General features: G+C 42.0%; 13 protein-coding genes. 10 read left to right on the top strand and 3 right to left on the bottom strand.

What is annotated here, in order from left to right; translation table 11 throughout:
• Positions 1-161 precede the first annotated feature (161 nt).
• Positions 162-701, top strand: a complete 540-nt coding sequence (locus PCY07_RS03310) for an NADPH-dependent FMN reductase (RefSeq protein ID WP_301355191.1) — start codon at positions 162-164, stop codon at positions 699-701.
• 30 nt (positions 702-731) lie between these two features.
• Here the strand turns inward: PCY07_RS03310 and PCY07_RS03305 are convergent, their stop codons facing one another.
• The gene (locus tag PCY07_RS03305; RefSeq protein ID WP_155198966.1) at positions 732-1,427 is read right to left on the bottom strand and encodes a VIT family protein; all 696 of its coding nucleotides are present in this window, start codon (positions 1,425-1,427) and stop codon (positions 732-734) included.
• A gap of 276 nt (positions 1,428-1,703) precedes the next feature.
• On the bottom strand, positions 1,704-3,098 hold the full coding sequence (locus PCY07_RS03300; protein ID WP_301355195.1) for an MFS transporter: 1,395 nt from the start codon (positions 3,096-3,098) through the stop codon (positions 1,704-1,706).
• Positions 3,099-3,428: 330 nt separating this feature from the next.
• On the opposite strand from PCY07_RS03300, the gene PCY07_RS03295 reads away from it, so the two are divergent.
• The 6 genes from PCY07_RS03295 to PCY07_RS03270 all read left to right on the top strand — a co-directional run bounded on the left by PCY07_RS03295 (position 3,429) and on the right by PCY07_RS03270 (position 10,622).
• Positions 3,429-4,721, top strand: coding sequence for a PTS transporter subunit EIIC (locus PCY07_RS03295; protein ID WP_301355197.1), 1,293 nt, complete (start codon positions 3,429-3,431; stop codon positions 4,719-4,721).
• On the top strand, positions 4,708-5,565 hold the full coding sequence (locus tag PCY07_RS03290) for an alpha/beta hydrolase (protein ID WP_301355199.1): 858 nt from the start codon (positions 4,708-4,710) through the stop codon (positions 5,563-5,565). The genes PCY07_RS03295 and PCY07_RS03290 overlap by 14 nt, the downstream gene beginning before the upstream one ends.
• Before the next feature lie 83 nt (positions 5,566-5,648).
• The gene (locus tag PCY07_RS03285) at positions 5,649-6,767 is read left to right on the top strand and encodes a DUF4767 domain-containing protein (protein WP_301355201.1); all 1,119 of its coding nucleotides are present in this window, start codon (positions 5,649-5,651) and stop codon (positions 6,765-6,767) included.
• A 357-nt stretch (positions 6,768-7,124) separates the two neighbouring features.
• Positions 7,125-7,682 carry a hypothetical protein gene (locus PCY07_RS03280; protein WP_301355202.1) on the top strand — a complete coding sequence of 186 codons (558 nt, stop codon included), beginning with the start codon at positions 7,125-7,127 and terminating at the stop codon, positions 7,680-7,682.
• Positions 7,683-7,858: 176 nt separating this feature from the next.
• Positions 7,859-8,626, top strand: a complete 768-nt coding sequence (locus PCY07_RS03275; protein WP_301355204.1) for an ABC transporter ATP-binding protein — start codon at positions 7,859-7,861, stop codon at positions 8,624-8,626.
• Positions 8,619-10,622: an FtsX-like permease family protein gene (locus PCY07_RS03270; protein WP_301355207.1), complete on the top strand. Its 2,004-nt coding sequence runs from the start codon at positions 8,619-8,621 to the stop codon at positions 10,620-10,622. The genes PCY07_RS03275 and PCY07_RS03270 overlap by 8 nt, the downstream gene beginning before the upstream one ends.
• A gap of 99 nt (positions 10,623-10,721) precedes the next feature.
• Here PCY07_RS03270 and PCY07_RS03265 read toward each other — a convergent pair whose 3' ends face one another.
• Complete coding sequence (locus PCY07_RS03265; RefSeq protein ID WP_301355209.1) at positions 10,722-12,686, bottom strand: peptide ABC transporter substrate-binding protein; 1,965 nt, start codon at positions 12,684-12,686, stop codon at positions 10,722-10,724.
• Positions 12,687-12,945: 259 nt separating this feature from the next.
• Between PCY07_RS03265 and PCY07_RS03260 the strand changes: the two genes are divergently transcribed.
• Genes PCY07_RS03260 through PCY07_RS03250 form a run of 3 tightly spaced genes read left to right on the top strand, consistent with a single transcriptional unit; the run spans position 12,946 to position 14,896 of the window.
• Positions 12,946-13,275, top strand: a complete 330-nt coding sequence (locus PCY07_RS03260; RefSeq protein ID WP_003016719.1) for a PadR family transcriptional regulator — start codon at positions 12,946-12,948, stop codon at positions 13,273-13,275.
• Entirely contained in the window at positions 13,269-14,069 is an 801-nt protein-coding gene (locus tag PCY07_RS03255; RefSeq protein ID WP_301355210.1) for a hypothetical protein, read from the top strand. Before PCY07_RS03260 ends, PCY07_RS03255 begins: the two co-directional genes overlap by 7 nt.
• Positions 14,066-14,896 carry a hypothetical protein gene (locus tag PCY07_RS03250; protein ID WP_301355211.1) on the top strand — a complete coding sequence of 277 codons (831 nt, stop codon included), beginning with the start codon at positions 14,066-14,068 and terminating at the stop codon, positions 14,894-14,896. Before PCY07_RS03255 ends, PCY07_RS03250 begins: the two co-directional genes overlap by 4 nt.
• Positions 14,897-14,948 lie beyond the last annotated feature (52 nt).

Raw genomic sequence — 14,948 nt, 5'->3', positions numbered from 1 at the left:
GGAGACTTTTGTCCAACCTTTTTTCTCATTCTTCTTGGCCCATCCTTAGTGAAATGGAATAAAAGTATAAAATGACCGAGTTGTAATCCTTGACATTACATTGTGATCCTGTATAATAGCTATTGTAATAAATAATCTTACAACAGAAAGAGGAAACAACTATGAAAAACATTTTATTTATCGTCGGATCTCTTCGTCAAGGATCTTTTAACCACCAAATGGCTAAGAAAGCAGAAAGCCTTCTGGAAGGAAAAGCAACGGTGACTTACTTGGACTACAAGGACATTCCAATGATGAACCAAGATTTGGAAACACCAACCTTGCCAGCAGTGCAAGCAGCACGTGATGCGGTCCTTGCTGCGGATGCTATCTGGATCTTCTCGCCAGTCTATAACTTTGCTATTCCAGGTGTAGTGAAAAACCTGATCGACTGGCTTAGCCGTGCCCTTGACCTGTCAGAAACTCGTGGTCCATCTGCCCTTCAAGACAAGATCGTAACGGTTTCTTCAGTAGCCAATGCCGGACACGAACCAATGTTTGCGGCATACCAAGCGCTCATGCCATTCGTTCGAACTCAAGTAGTTGGAGAGTTCACTGGAACAACCGTTAACCCAGAAGCTTGGGGAACAGGTGAATTAGTCTTGACAGATGAAGCGGTCGCAGGACTGGAAAAACAAGCACAAGCCTTATTAGAAGCATAAGAAAAAGCTGAGACAGAAGTCTCAGCTTTTTTAGATACTAAAGAGTTGTCCGAAGAAGTAAGTCACACCCATGGTGAGAAGGCCAATGATCAGGTTGCGAAGCATGGCTTGCTTGGTTGGTGCTTTTCCCAGTTTTGCACTGGTATAGCCAGTGAAGATCAAGGATAGTCCAACAACGAAGACTGTCACTGGAATGCGATAGGCAGCTGGAAAGAGAATGATAGAGAGCATTGGAGGAAGGGAACCAACCGAAAAAGCAAGGAAGCTAGATGCAGCAGCATGCCAAGGATTGGTAAATTCTTCGTATTCAATGCCGTATTTCTCTTCGACCAAGGCTTTGAGGGGATGTTTCAGAAAGGCCCGCTCTGTCAAAATCTTTGCGGAAGTTTCGCATTCTCCATTTTGAAGATAAGCGTGGTAGAGAGATTCTCTAGCTAACTTTGGATCGCGACCCAACAAGGCTTGTTCGCGGTTAACAGCGGCTTCTTCCGTGTCTTTTTGAGTGGAAACTGAGACATATTCACCGCCCGCCATCGAAAAGGCACCTGCCAGAATCGCTGATAAGCCAGAAAGGAAAATGATCCAGATGTTTGAGGTGGCACTGGCTACCCCAATCACCACCCCAGCAATAGAAATAATCCCATCATTGGCCCCGAGAACAGCGGCTCTCAAGATATTCAATCGGTCGTTAAATGATTCATCTACTCCATGTTTCATTTCAGTCATACAATGTCTCCTTTATCTTGTTTAGAATGATTATAAATAAAAGACAAAAAGAAAGCAAGGATTTTAACTCAAATGATAAAAGTTCGACAATTTAATGAAATTTAAGTTATAATCTTTGGCATTACAAGCAAAAGAGAAAGAATAGGGTATACACCTATCCAAGCAAGATTTATTTAGCAGAAGTGGCATAATTTTTGAAGATCCTGATGGCATTGTCACACGGGTCAGAAAAGGATAACAAAAAAACAGCAAATTGCTGTTTTCTGATGAGAAAAATTAATTCGTATCTTGTTCTTTCCCAACAACCCAAAATAAGAGAAGGAGTTGGAAGATGCCTAAGGCAAATAAGACCATAAAACCGTTGCGGCTTCCTTTAGCAGTGGCTTGGGTGAAGTCCATCTTTTGATTGGCTTGGCTCATGGCAACGATCAGCGAAGCCAGGGTTGTTCCGACAGCGCCTGCAAATTGTTGCAAGGTGTTAAAAATCGCGTTCGCATCGGGTTGCTCTTCCAGAGAGAGTTGTTTTTGTCCGTTGGTCATGATATTGCCAAAGGCCAGTCCCATACCGGTCATGAAGATCATGTAAAAGATGAGAATCAAGCCATTTGTCAGCTTAAGGCCAAAGAGGGTAAAGTGGAAATGGGCCAGAAGAATTAAAGTAGCTCCAAGGAGAATCGGTTTGCGGGCACCCAACTTATCTAGAATGAGACCAGAGAAGGGAGCAAAACCAGCCCCAATGATGGCTCCTGGAAGCAGCATCAAAGCTGCAAGCGTGGTACTCGAGTGGTTGACCAATTGGACATAATTGGGCAAGAGGAAACTCATGGCCAGAGAACCTAATTGGAAGGTGAAAAAGGCAAGAACATGGCCAGTGAGGAGATGGTTCTTTAAGATGGCAAGGTTGATAATGGGAGTCTCTAACTGATTGGACCGCCAGACCAAGAGAACCAGTCCCAAGAACCCAATCACCAGCCAACCAAGGACAGAAAAACTAAAGAAAGCATGGTCAGAGAGACCGTGAATGCCTAGAATCAACCCTAAGAAAAGGGCAATGATAGCAAGGAGACTCATGATATCAAGCGTTTCTCGCTTGACTGTACTGATTTGTTCAATGGAGCGAAGTCCTGCAACTAGCGAAGCTAGAAGGATCGGGAATTGAACCAAAAAGATGGAGCGCCAGCCGAAGTTGGCTGTCAAGAGACCACCGACAGTAGGCCCAATGGCGGGAGCGATGGCTGTAATCAGGGTTCCCACTCCCATCATGAGACCGATCTTGCGTTTTGGGACCTGCTCTAAAATGATATTGAACATCAGAGGGAGGGCAAAACCAACCCCCATTCCTTGGACCAATCGACCCAGAACCACAAAGCCAAAACTTGGAGCTAAGAAGTCAATGAGAACACCTAAGACAGATAAGAGATTTCCAACTAAAAAGATGGACTTCATTTTGAAGGAGCGTTTGAGATAAGCAGACAAGGGGACTACACAGGCAACCACTAGAAGATAGATGGTGGTGACCCACTGAACGGTTGCGGTATTGATTTCAAATTCCTTCATCAATATTGGGAAGGTGATATTCATGGCAGTTTCTCCAGCCACCCCGCAAAAGGAAAGGATCCCTGTTGCAAAAATAGCGTATAGGACCTTGGCTGAAATTTTTTCTTGTGACATCGGTGTCTGATTCCTCCTAAATCTTCCTAAAGATATGGACTATGGTATAAAATCGGATGAAAATCCATGGAAACGATTTGATTTTCCGTCAGCTCCAATCGCTAGGAGCATAGCAAGACCAACGGTAACCTGATCCATCGTTTTGTTAGCTAACAAATAGTATAGAGGAAATGAAGACCCCTGTCAAAGAGTTTTTGAAAAGTTTTGAAAATTTTAACAGCATTCTCAACTGATGACGTCTCTACAAACGAAAGGAAAGGCTCGCCAGTATGGTATAATAAGAAGAAAGCAGTAAACGTGAAGAAGTCATCAACTCGAACAGGAGGCCCTATGACCAAGTATTTAGTCCAGAAGTTTTTCTGGTTACGAGAAAAAAGTTTGATTCAAATTTCCCAGAAGACCCTGGTTTCCTTATTTCCTTTTTTCCTATTTTCAGGGATCATTCGGGTGATCGCTCTATCAGTCTTTTCCGATCGAGGCTATATCCATCAGCTCTTTTCGATGGATAGCTGGTTGCCGTGGGATCAAGCTATTAGTCAAGTCCTTATCAATTTTTCCAACTTTCTAGGAGGTCTAGCTGGGCCTTTAGCGACTTACTTCGCTGGAAAATACACAGCTGGGCACTATGGTAGAAGTACAGGGACAGCTGGAGTGACAGCTCTTTTGGTCAGTCTAATAGTGGGGTCTCAGGAATTGTTGGTGGGACCGCTCAATGAAGGGCAAGTGACGCACCTCCATCTATCCGCGACGACCAATATCGTCTTAGCGATTTTTTTAGGCTATCTAATTGGGCAGATCTTTCGTCTATCCAAGGCCAGTGATGACCAGATTGTAGACAAGGATTTCATCTATCAACCCAAGACGGTGCGTCCCATTTTCTTGTCCTTAGTTCTAGGGGTCAGCCTCAATCTTCTTTTGGTTCTTGGAAATCAATTTAATATTTTTCAGACTATCCGACAGTTCTTGGCTTCTCTAACGGTAAGCAGTCATCATCTCTTGTCCACCTTTAGCATGGGTCTTTTTAGTAGCCTATCTGCTTGGTTTGGTAATAGTCAAGCCTTTGCCTTGAATTCTATCGCGGATGATAGCTTTGCTTTGGAAAATCTGACCTATGCTGTGACCCATCATACAACGGCAGGCATTCCACATCTCTATACCTTGACCAATTTGTACCGCAGTTTTGGCATGGTAGCTGGAATTGGTGCAGTTCTAGCCTTATTGGTAGCGATCCTGCTGGTTTCGCGAAGCCAAAAGGACAAGAAAGTCAGCCTTCTCAGTCTGTTTCCAAGTCTCTTTAACAATGGGGCTTCTTTCATGGTAGGGATACCGGTCCTTCTCAACCTACTTTATGTGATTCCTTTCTTATTGATCCCTTTGGTGAATATGGGAATAGCAGCTGTAGCTTTGTGCTTCAAGCTGATGCCAGCAGCCGTCTATCCGGTGCCAGATGGGACTCCTAGCCTTCTCTATGCCTTTATTGGAACGGGAGGAAGTCTGAGAGCCTTAGCTGTCAGTATATTTTGTTTTACCGTTGATGTGCTCCTTTATCTACCATTTGTCCGCATGGGAAATCGTATTCGAAAAGATTTAAAAGTGAAAGGAGAAAGCGATGAAACAATCTAAAAAAACAGCCATCGTCCTCACTTTGGTCAGTCTTTTCTTGATCGCTTTAGCCATTCCTTCTTATAGCTGGACTCGGACGAATGTTTCAAAAATCGAGAAATTTTATAATTCAAAATTGTCTCCCATCATCATGATCCCGGGAAGCTCTGCGACAGAGAACCGCTTTGATGGCTTGGTGACCAAGCTCAACCAAGACCGCCAAGGAACCAAACACAGTCTACTTAAGGTTAAGGTTTGGAATGATGGGCATATCACCTATAGTGGTAGTATTGATGCCAAGGACAATGAGCCGGTAATTGTGGTTGGTTTTGAAAATAACAAAGATGGCTATAGCAATATTAAAAAGCAAGCCAAACTATTTAATCAAGCCTTTGAAGCCATTCAAGAAAAATACAATTTTAATAATTTTAAGGGCTTGGGTCATTCCAACGGTGGCTTGATTTATACAGCCTTTATTGAAAATTATCTAGGGGATTATGAGGTGGATCTCAAGACCCTTATGACCATCGGAACTCCCTATAATTTCACGGAGACCAATATCAAAAATAAATCTGAGATGTTGGCCGATTTTATCAAGGGAAAAGAAGCCATCCCCACAACCCTTCATATGTATTCAGTAGCAGGGACCATTACCTATGATTCAGATGAGTTGGTCCCGGATGCTAGTGTTTCCGCTGGGAAATATATCTACCAAAACCAAGCAGCTAGCTATACGGAGATTACGGTGACGGGGGAAGATGCTCAGCACTCGGACCTTCCAACCAATGATGAGGTGGTTGCCTTGGTGAAAGAGCATATTGAAAGTCAAACGGATCGTCGAACCAAACCAAATAAAGAAAACTAAGTGTGATGAAGGGATTTCTTCCTCACGCTTTTTTTAGTATAATAAAGTTTAGTATGAAAATAGGGGAGAGTAAAGGAGATCAGATGAAAATAAAACAATGGATGCAATTGGGCTTAGTGGCTTCAAGTACGCTCTTGTTAACAGGATGTTACCAGAGATACCAACGTCAGTCCAGTCCCAAAAAAGAGGCTGCAAGTAGCCAGACTTCAGCAAAGAAACACGCGAAAAAAGCAGATAACAAACAATTATACCAGTCTGTTTTTTCAGACTACCAAAAGATTTTTGCCACTTCCAAAGAGTTAGATGCTATTTCCAAATTGAATGATGCATTAGCCAAAGAAGATCGGATGATCAATAGTTGGGTGATCGAGACTATCATCAATCAGCCAGATGCCGTTCGCTATGCCTTTAAGGACTTAAATAACGATGGGGTAGAGGAGATGATCATCGCTAATCAGCAGACCGATGGAAGCTACTTTGTGACAGGAGTTTATTACCTCAAGGACCAAAAACCGACTCTACTAGCTGAAGGTTTCGTCGCTGGACACGGTGGAGCGCGCAATGCGACGACCCTATATCAGGGAGGAGAAGTCTTAGAAGTCAGCTGGATGTCAGGAACTGGCCGTGGTGTAGCCGTTCTCTCACGGATAGAAAAGGTGCCTCAAGCCGCGACCAAAGTCCAGGAAGAAGAAGTCCAAGTACCGGGGTCAGATCTGAATGCCCTCTTTGGAAAATCGGATGAGGAAAAATTGGATCTCAAGAGTTTTGACTGGCAAACTTTTGACAGCACACCATCAGCGGGAAATAGCCAAAGCCAGGAAAAAACGCCTTGGAACGCTGAAAAATCAGCAAAATTAGCAGAATTTATGAAGACCTGGGGCGAAAAGATGGGCCAACCCAACTATCAAAAAGGCATCGCTGGCGGTGATGTAGGACCAGACAACCTCTATACTCTAGGGGAAAATAGCAAGATGGATGCCATTTATACAGATACTGGTCAAGAAAATGCAAAATACTGCATCGTGGAACGCTATAGCAATTGGGACAAGTATCCAGATGTGCATAGTTATTTCTTTGCCATTACAGATACGGGAGAAGCCATTGTCTTTCATTCTCCAACGACCAATGGTGGGAAGATGTATCTAAAACCAACGGACAACAAGGAACTTCAAGAAGAGTTCAATCAATTACTTCATCAATGAAAAAAAGAAACAGGAGCGAAATCTTGTTTCATGCATTTTGTGCACTTTTGCAGTTAAAAGGCAAATAAATACGTTAGAAACTTACTTTAATACCTCGATGCAGTTCTTTAACCGATCAGCACGGGCTTATTCAGTTATTTCAATCATTCATCAAAGATTGGACGTTTTGTCTAATCTTTTATTTTATTCGCGGAATGAATAAAAATATATTTTCTGGTTTTTGTGAATCGGACGGCAAAATATGTTAAGAGTTAGTGATAAAAGCTGGTATAAAAAGGATTGAGTGCATAAAATATTTGACAATAAAAAGATTTCATTTTAAAATATAATTAATCAATATCTATAGGAGAAAAAATTATGAAAAAACTTCTTACAGCGGGCGTGGCTCTCTTATCAGTTGCAACGTTAGCAGCATGTTCTGGTAAAACTGCTTCGGAATCATCTAGCAAAGATGCAAAGGCTTCTTCTAGTAAGGTAGAAAAATCATCTACTTCAGAAAGCAAATCAAGCAGTTCATCAAAATCATCTAAATCAGCAACTTCATCAACAAATATCCCTGAAATTGTATTGTTGACAGATGAAGAAATTGACAGTGCAAAAACAATCGGAGATATGAAGAATCTTTATAGCAAATTAGTTGAAAGCTATAAGAAATATGCGCAAGATATTAGCCAACAAATTCCAGAGGCTCAGAGAGATGCGTATACTCAACAAGTGGATCCAGCTATTAAGGCCTTGGATGAATCAAAAACTCAATTTGATACGATGCTTTCAAGCGTAGGTCCTGATAGTACGACTGTTCCTGAACAAGGACGTACGACTTTCTTACAACAAGTGAAAACATCTCGTGATGCAATGAAACAAGCTCTTGAAAGTGCATATAAAATGGTTGCACCGTATACATCGGCTCAGTAATAAAAGAATGAAATAGGTTAGGACCTCAAGTCCTAGCCTATTTTTGCTTTCTTACAAAAATGTAAGAAATAAAGGGTAAAATGTAAGGTTATGTTATGGTGAAAGCGTTCCAGTTTTAGTACAATAGATTTGTAAAAAACGATTGAAGCTTTTATCGAGCTAGAAAGGAATGGACCATGACCCTACTAGACGTTCAACATATCAAAAAAATCTACAAAACCCGCTTTCAAGGGACGCAGGTTGAAGCCTTAAAGGATATCCATTTTACCGTTGAGAAGGGCGAATACGTCGCCATCATGGGGGAATCAGGATCCGGGAAATCCACACTCCTCAATATCCTGGCCATGCTGGACCAGCCGACCGAAGGACGGGTCTACCTCAATGGCACCGATACCTCAACCATCAAAAACAAGGACGCATCGAGCTTCCGCCGGGAAAAACTAGGCTTTGTCTTTCAAGACTTCAATCTGCTTGATACCTTGTCTGTCAAGGACAATATCCTCTTGCCTCTAGTCCTTTCTCGCAGACCAGTCAAGGAAATGATGAGCAAGGTGGAGAGCGTCAGTCGGGAGTTGGGCATTCACCAGCTCTTAGAAAAATACCCTTACGAAATCTCTGGTGGACAAAAGCAACGGGTAGCCGTAGCACGGGCCATCATCACCTCCCCTGAAATCCTCCTGGCCGATGAGCCAACAGGGGCGCTGGATTCCAAGTCTTCAGCTGCGTTACTAGATGTCTTTGAAGATATCAATAGCATGGGCCAAACCATTCTCATGGTGACTCACTCAACCGCAGCGGCAGCTAGGGCCAAGCGCGTGCTCTTTATCAAGGATGGGATCCTTTACAACCAGATTTTCCGCGGGGAAAAGCCGGAGCGTCAGATGTTCCAAGAAATCTCGGATACCCTGACGGTCATGGCGGGAAAGGAGGATCGTGATGTTTAAATTAACAAGTAAATTAGCTCTTTCCAACCTCAAACAAAATCGCAAGTTGTATTACCCTTTTGCTATAGCTGTCATTTTAACGACCATGATCCTCTATAGTTTTATCGCCTTGGCAACGACCCCTCATTTAGAGGATTCTTACGGAGGGAGAACGGCGAGAACGGTTCTTGGTTTTGGTTGTTTCGTCGTCCAGCTGGTCGTCATCATTTTAGTGGCTTATGCCAATGGCTATGTCATGAAAAATCGTTCCAAAGAACTGGGACTCTACAGTGTTTTGGGAATGGAGAAGAAGCACCTCCTCGTCATGACCTTATGGGAATTGCTTATCTTCTATATTCTCACAGTTGGCGCGGGACTGGGTTTGGGGCTCTTATTTGATCCCTTGATTTTTGCCCTGCTCCTAAAATGTATGGGGCTACCAGTCGTCATTCAATCGACCTTCCAGATAGGGGTTGTTCTTAACACTTTACTTGGGTTAGCCTTAGCTTTTGGACTCATTCTTTTGTTGAATTCTTTCCGCCTCTTGCGCTACAGTTCTCTTCATCTTATGCAGCAAAAGAAAGCAGGAGAGAAGAAGGGAAGATTCTTGCTGGTCCAAACTCTTTTAGGTCTAGGGCTCTTAGGAATTGCTTTCTATTTGGCGCTAACAGCGGAGCGTCCGGTTGCGGCTGTCCAAGGATTCTTTATTGCTGTCATTTTGGTCATTCTTGCGACTTATCTCTTATTCAACGCAGGCTCCATTACCTTCTTAAGATTTCTCAAAGGTCGGAAATCCTACTATTACAAGCCAGAGAATTTTATATCCGTCTCTAACTTAATAGCTCGGATGCGAAAAAATGCAGCGGGTCTTGCGACGATTAGTATTCTATCCACCATGGTTTTGGTCACCTTAACAGGGTCGCTTAATATCTTTGTTGGAGGGAAGAACTACCTAGATACTGTTTACCCTTCTGATTACATGATTAGTGTGGGGCATATGCCTTCAGATGCTGAAACAGAACCGGTTATCAAGGATGTTCAAGCTATTATTCAGAAAACAGCCGATGCGACACATCTGTCAGATTATCAGGTGGCACAGACAACATACTGGTCGGCTGAAATTCGAAAGATTGATGGAAGGATCTTAGAGGTGAATGATCAGTCCACTCCATCAACTGGTCAGGAGTTGAAGTCAGAAGGAACAGTCTACTTTTTTGATCAGGCGACTTATGAGCAACTGACCGGTCAAAAAGTTGTGCTTGGGGAAAATGAAATCCTAGCCTATGGTTATCAGTATCCGGGAAGACTAGACTCGAAATTAGAAATCAATGGGAAGACCTTCACGATTAAACAAAAATTAGATTCCAATTTTATCCAAGGAAAGATCCCTCAATCCGAACTGTTTCAACATCAAATGGGTTTGTACCTGGTTCTTCCTGACTTGAACCAACTGGGTCTAAAAGTTGATAAAAATTTGGAATTTTCTATTAACGCAAAAGATAAAGATAACCAAGATTTTATCTCTGATTTGATCAAAGAACTTTATTCGACAGACAAAATGAGTCAATATGGTGCGACTCTTTTTGGTGGATATGAACGATACAGCATAGAGAAAGAGTGGCGTGAATCAGCAGGGACTCTCCTCTTTATCGGGATTTTCCTATCTGTGATCTTTCTATTGGCTACGGTTCTCGTGGTTTACTACAAACAGATTTCAGAGGGCTATGAGGATCGAGATAATTTTGTGATCTTGCAACAAGTAGGATTGGACCAAAAGCAAACGTCCACCACGATTCGCAAACAGATACTCACCGTCTTTTTCCTTCCGTTATTCTTCTCCTTCCTGTACCTAGGAGTGGCCTACAAGATGATTGCAAAAATCGTTGCCATCCTAGGAGCGACAAATGCGGGCTTGGTTCTTCAAACAACTCTTTCCATCTGTGCTGTCTTTTTCATCTCTTATGTTCTCGTCTTTCTTCTGACTTCTAGAAGTTATCGGAAGATTGTCGTGAGATAGCGTTCGAGTCTATAAAAGATTAGAAATAAGATGAAACATACAACATTTTGTTAGCACAAAAAACACCGAGGATTTTATCCCCGGTGTTTTCTTTCGTGATTATTTCACGTGTTTTGCAAGTTCTTCTTGCGCTTTTTTGTTTGATTCTTCTTTTTCTTTCAACCAATTCTTATAAGCTTTTTCGTAGTCAGCAGTTGTGACTGTCTTATCTTGAAGTTTTTGGTATTTATAGAAGTTTGAATCTCCCTTGATACCGATTGAAGAACGAGCGCCTGAGAATGGTGTTACCTTCGTGATAGATGGAACTCCACCCTTAGAGTAGATTGGAAGAACAATTGCATTTTCTGTTAACCATGCTTGAGCAGCAGCGTATTTTTCATAACGTGCATTGGTATCCAATTTTTCAGCATTAGCAGCATCCAATAATTCTTTGTATTGGTTCAAACCAACTTTTTCGATGAGCGCTTGGTCTTTCTTAGGATCAAGTCCCATACCAGTCAAGGTTGAACCATCTGTTGGGTTCAAGATATCCAAGTAAGTGGATGGGTCTTGGAAGTCAGGTCCCCAACCAGTGATATCCAAGTCGAAGTCTTTTTGGTCTGCTGATTGTGCGAAGTAAGTCGCGTTATCTGCATCATCTGTAGACAATTTTTGTACATCGATCACGACATTGTCTTTACCAAGAGCTGTCTCAATAGAGCTCTTCATGGAGTCTGCTTGTTGGACAAGTGAGCTAGAAGATTGGTCTACGACATAGTCGATATGGATTGGGAATTGAACACCTTGTGATTGCAATTCAGATTTTGCTTTTGCAAGTTCTGCTTTGGCTTTATCCGCATTGTGCAAGCTATCTTGAGCATCGGCAAAGCTCACACCTTTCCACTCATCTCCTGTTGCGGCAAGTTTTTCTTCAACGAGCGTACCGAAGTCTTTTCCGTTGGCTTGCACAAATGTAGGTGGAACTAGTAGGGTACGAAGGGTTTTAGTTGCTCCATCTTTACCGTTTGATTGAGCACTATATGAGGTTCTATCCAAAGCAAAGTTCAAGGCTTGACGGAAGTTCTTGTTTTGAAGAGCTGTCTTGGTGCTGTTCTTTTGTTCGTCAGAAGTCTTCTTAGTATGACCGTAGTTTTGACGGTTGACGTTGAAGTAAGCATAGTAGACAACCGCATCTTGTGGTGAATAAACGATGTTATCCTTGAATTTCTTTTGAATCGTAGTGTAAGTTGAACTCGTTGGGAAGAGACGGGCAGAAGTTAAGTTACCGTCTGAGAAGTTACGAGCAAGATAGTCTTGGTCTGATCCATCGAAGTAAGTCAATTTAACCGTATCGATGTGAACATTTTTCTTGTCGTAGTATTCAGGGTTTTTATCCAACTCAATTTGTGATTTTGAAGTGAATGATTTCAAAATGTATGGACCGTTGTAGAGGATACCACTTGGTTTTACGCTACCAAAGTCTTTACCAGCTGATTCCAAGAATTTTTCATTGACTGGCATCATAGTAGCAGTGGTCAATTTAGAATTCCAGAAAGATTCAGGTTGGTTCAAAGTATATTGAAGAGTGTGATCATCAACAGCTTTTACCCCAACAGTTGAGAAGTCTTTTGTTTTCCCGTTTACATAGTCATCCAAGCCTTTGACTGAGTTTTGAACCAAGTAAAGAGCATCAGATTTTTTATCTGCTACGTATTTTAGAGATGTCACGAAATCTTGTGCAGTGACGTCAGCGTATTTATTTCCTTCTGAATCATACCACTTCGCATCTTTTCGAAGCTTGTAAGTATAAGTCAGACCGTCTTTTGAAACGGACCAGTCTTCTGCAAGAGCAGGCACTAGGTTACCGTATTGGTCGTTTTCGAACAAACCATCGACCAAGTTGGTAGTAATGTCGCTTGTAGTTGCACGATTTGAAGTCAAATAGTTCAAGGTATCAGGGTCTGTACCATACACGTAGTTGTAGGTCGTCCCTTTTGACGCATTAGAAGATGAGCCACATGCAGCAAGGAAAAGCGTTGAAGCCGCGGCGACACCTGCTAAAAGAGCAAGCTTCGATTTTTTCATATTCGTGTCTCCTTTTGAATAATTTAAATTATTATACTCCAATCAATCTACAAAATAAAGTGTTTTTTGAACTTTTTTTGTATATTTACACACGAGTATACAGAGAAACCTTGATTTTAAGGGATTTTTAAGGAATAAAAATTTTTTTGAAAAATTTACTATTATGCTTTACATACTAGCTTGGAAAGAGTATACTGATAGTGAAACAGCTAGTATGTAAAACAAACTAGTAAAAAATGTGAAGAAAGAGGTGAGAAGGATGAAAGAGTCCCAATTACTAAAGGGAGTCTTGGAGGGCTGTGTGCTGGAGATTATTTCTAAAAAGGCTATCTATGGCTATGAATTGATCCAAAGTCTCAAAGAGATGGGATTTGATAAGATTGTCGCTGGGACCATTTATCCCCTGCTTCAAAAATTAGAAAAACAAGGGGTTATTCATGGGGAAATGAGGCCGTCTCCAGATGGTCCTGATCGTAAGTATTTTTCACTCAGTGATGCTGGAAGAGAGCGCTTAGGGGAATTTTGGGACCAGTGGCAGGAGCTAGTCACAAAAGTAGAACGTATCAAGAAGGATGGAGAAGAATGGTAGAAAGTTATACAGAAAAAATGTCAGATGAATTGAGTCATCTAAACAAAGAGGATCAAGTCTATGTGAAAAAAATGGTGGCCTATATTGGGGCCAAGTCCTATTTTTATGATGATGAAGCGCTCGGTGAACAACTCTACAATATGGTTTGCGACCTGAAAGTTGCTGAAAAAGAAGGCATTCGGGCGGTGGATTATTTTGGAAAGGATCCACGAGCGATGGTGGATCAAGTTCTTTCAGATTTGCCTAAACGCTCTTTAGGATCTTATGTGGGACTAGTTTTTATACTTGGAGTGATCTTGGTTGGCATGCGTTATTTAATGGATTTTACCTGGATGACACCACTGAAAATCGAACCTTTAACCTATGTTGTCATTCTACTCAATTTCTTGGTGTTCAGCCAGTTCATCACGTGGCTTTGGTCCAAACAGAGCTATGGTGAAATGGAGTGGTCTTGGGCTATGTTTATCAGTGTGATCAGCCTGATGGTGTTTCTGAACATCGTACGACTATTTTCGATCCATTTTGGCCACATTGGGAGTATCCTCTTGTCAGATGGTTGGGGGATTGCTCTTGCTGTCTTAGTCTTACTTGGGTTTGCAGTTATGGCCTATAGAAGCAGGGAGCGTTTGATGTCGAGTCTACTAGTCATGGGCCTGACTTTCTTAGTTACTGGATGCTGGATTCGTCTTGTGAATCAGGAAACTGCTCATTTAATAGGCTGGCTCCTTCCTCTCATGGGACTAGTCCTGACCCTTGTTGTATTTTGTCTCCAAAGAAAGAAGGAAGAAGCATGAAATCAGCAATGTATTTTGAAGAAACGCAGGCCTTGATGCAAACCTTTAGCCAAGAGGATCAAGTTTATTTCCAAGATCTCTGGGATTATTTCAATCTTGCAGGTTTCTTATATGAGGAGAAAGCCTTAAGAGAGCAGGTCTATAATCTAGCACTTGACTTTTCGCAAGCAAGCGGAGATGGCCTCACGGCAAAGGATTATTTTGGCCTTGATCCAAAGGGAATGGCAGACCAAATCATCGAAAATATGCCCAAAGAATCGACGCGGTCTGTTTTGAAATATGGGGCTATCTTTTCAGGTATTGTGATTTTTTATCGCCTCCTAAGTGATTTTGCTTCTCAAGCGGTCCTTGTGCTCAAGCCACTAGTCTATTTAACCGACATCATTTTGGGACTCCTAGCTGTTGGGATAATCTTCTATCTCCTTCGTCGCCTCATTTTTGCGGAAGAAAAAGCGAAAAAAGCAATTTATGTAGCATTGGTTCTAGTTCTAGGATTCTATTTTGTTGGTGAAATAGTGGGGGTCCGTTTCTTGCCAGCTCTTGCATGGTTTGTAGTCCCTAGTCCTTGGGATGCTCTTCTCATGACAGGGTCTAGCGGAGCTCTCATTCTTTGGCAATGGAAAGAAGAGTTTGGACGAGCTTTCATCTTTCCTATCGTCGCCTTTTTAGTGGTTGGATTCTTACATCGCTGGACCTTGGCACAAGGAGTTCAGAATCTTGGTATGACGGTTCTTCTGCCCACAGTGATCATCGTCTTTGGGTTGGTTATTTATTATTGGTTTACGATTCGTGCTTTGAAAAAGAATAGGACGGAAAGTGATAAATAGTAAGAAAAGGGGGAAAAAGAGTCTCCCCTTTCTTGTCCAAGTATGATAGAAT

Origin of the sequence: Streptococcus sp. SP1 (assembly GCF_030440005.1) — a bacterium.
GTDB classification, from domain to species: Bacteria; Bacillota; Bacilli; order Lactobacillales; family Streptococcaceae; genus Streptococcus; species Streptococcus parasanguinis.
The sequence above is the reverse complement of the archived record's forward strand: the minus strand, read 5'-3'. Positions and strand labels throughout refer to the sequence as shown.

Coding starts and splice junctions, on each gene's coding strand:
- PCY07_RS03290 (WP_301355199.1), top strand. CDS start 4,708: ATGAAACAATCTAAAAAAACAGCCATCGTCCTCACTTTGGTCAGTCTT.
- PCY07_RS03255 (WP_301355210.1), top strand. CDS start 13,269: ATGGTAGAAAGTTATACAGAAAAAATGTCAGATGAATTGAGTCATCTA.
- PCY07_RS03270 (WP_301355207.1), top strand. CDS start 8,619: ATGTTTAAATTAACAAGTAAATTAGCTCTTTCCAACCTCAAACAAAAT.
- PCY07_RS03280 (WP_301355202.1), top strand. CDS start 7,125: ATGAAAAAACTTCTTACAGCGGGCGTGGCTCTCTTATCAGTTGCAACG.
- PCY07_RS03250 (WP_301355211.1), top strand. CDS start 14,066: ATGAAATCAGCAATGTATTTTGAAGAAACGCAGGCCTTGATGCAAACC.
- PCY07_RS03275 (WP_301355204.1), top strand. CDS start 7,859: ATGACCCTACTAGACGTTCAACATATCAAAAAAATCTACAAAACCCGC.
- PCY07_RS03295 (WP_301355197.1), top strand. CDS start 3,429: ATGACCAAGTATTTAGTCCAGAAGTTTTTCTGGTTACGAGAAAAAAGT.
- PCY07_RS03300 (WP_301355195.1), bottom strand. CDS start 3,098: ATGTCACAAGAAAAAATTTCAGCCAAGGTCCTATACGCTATTTTTGCA.
- PCY07_RS03310 (WP_301355191.1), top strand. CDS start 162: ATGAAAAACATTTTATTTATCGTCGGATCTCTTCGTCAAGGATCTTTT.
- PCY07_RS03260 (WP_003016719.1), top strand. CDS start 12,946: ATGAAAGAGTCCCAATTACTAAAGGGAGTCTTGGAGGGCTGTGTGCTG.
- PCY07_RS03285 (WP_301355201.1), top strand. CDS start 5,649: ATGAAAATAAAACAATGGATGCAATTGGGCTTAGTGGCTTCAAGTACG.
- PCY07_RS03265 (WP_301355209.1), bottom strand. CDS start 12,686: ATGAAAAAATCGAAGCTTGCTCTTTTAGCAGGTGTCGCCGCGGCTTCA.
- PCY07_RS03305 (WP_155198966.1), bottom strand. CDS start 1,427: ATGACTGAAATGAAACATGGAGTAGATGAATCATTTAACGACCGATTG.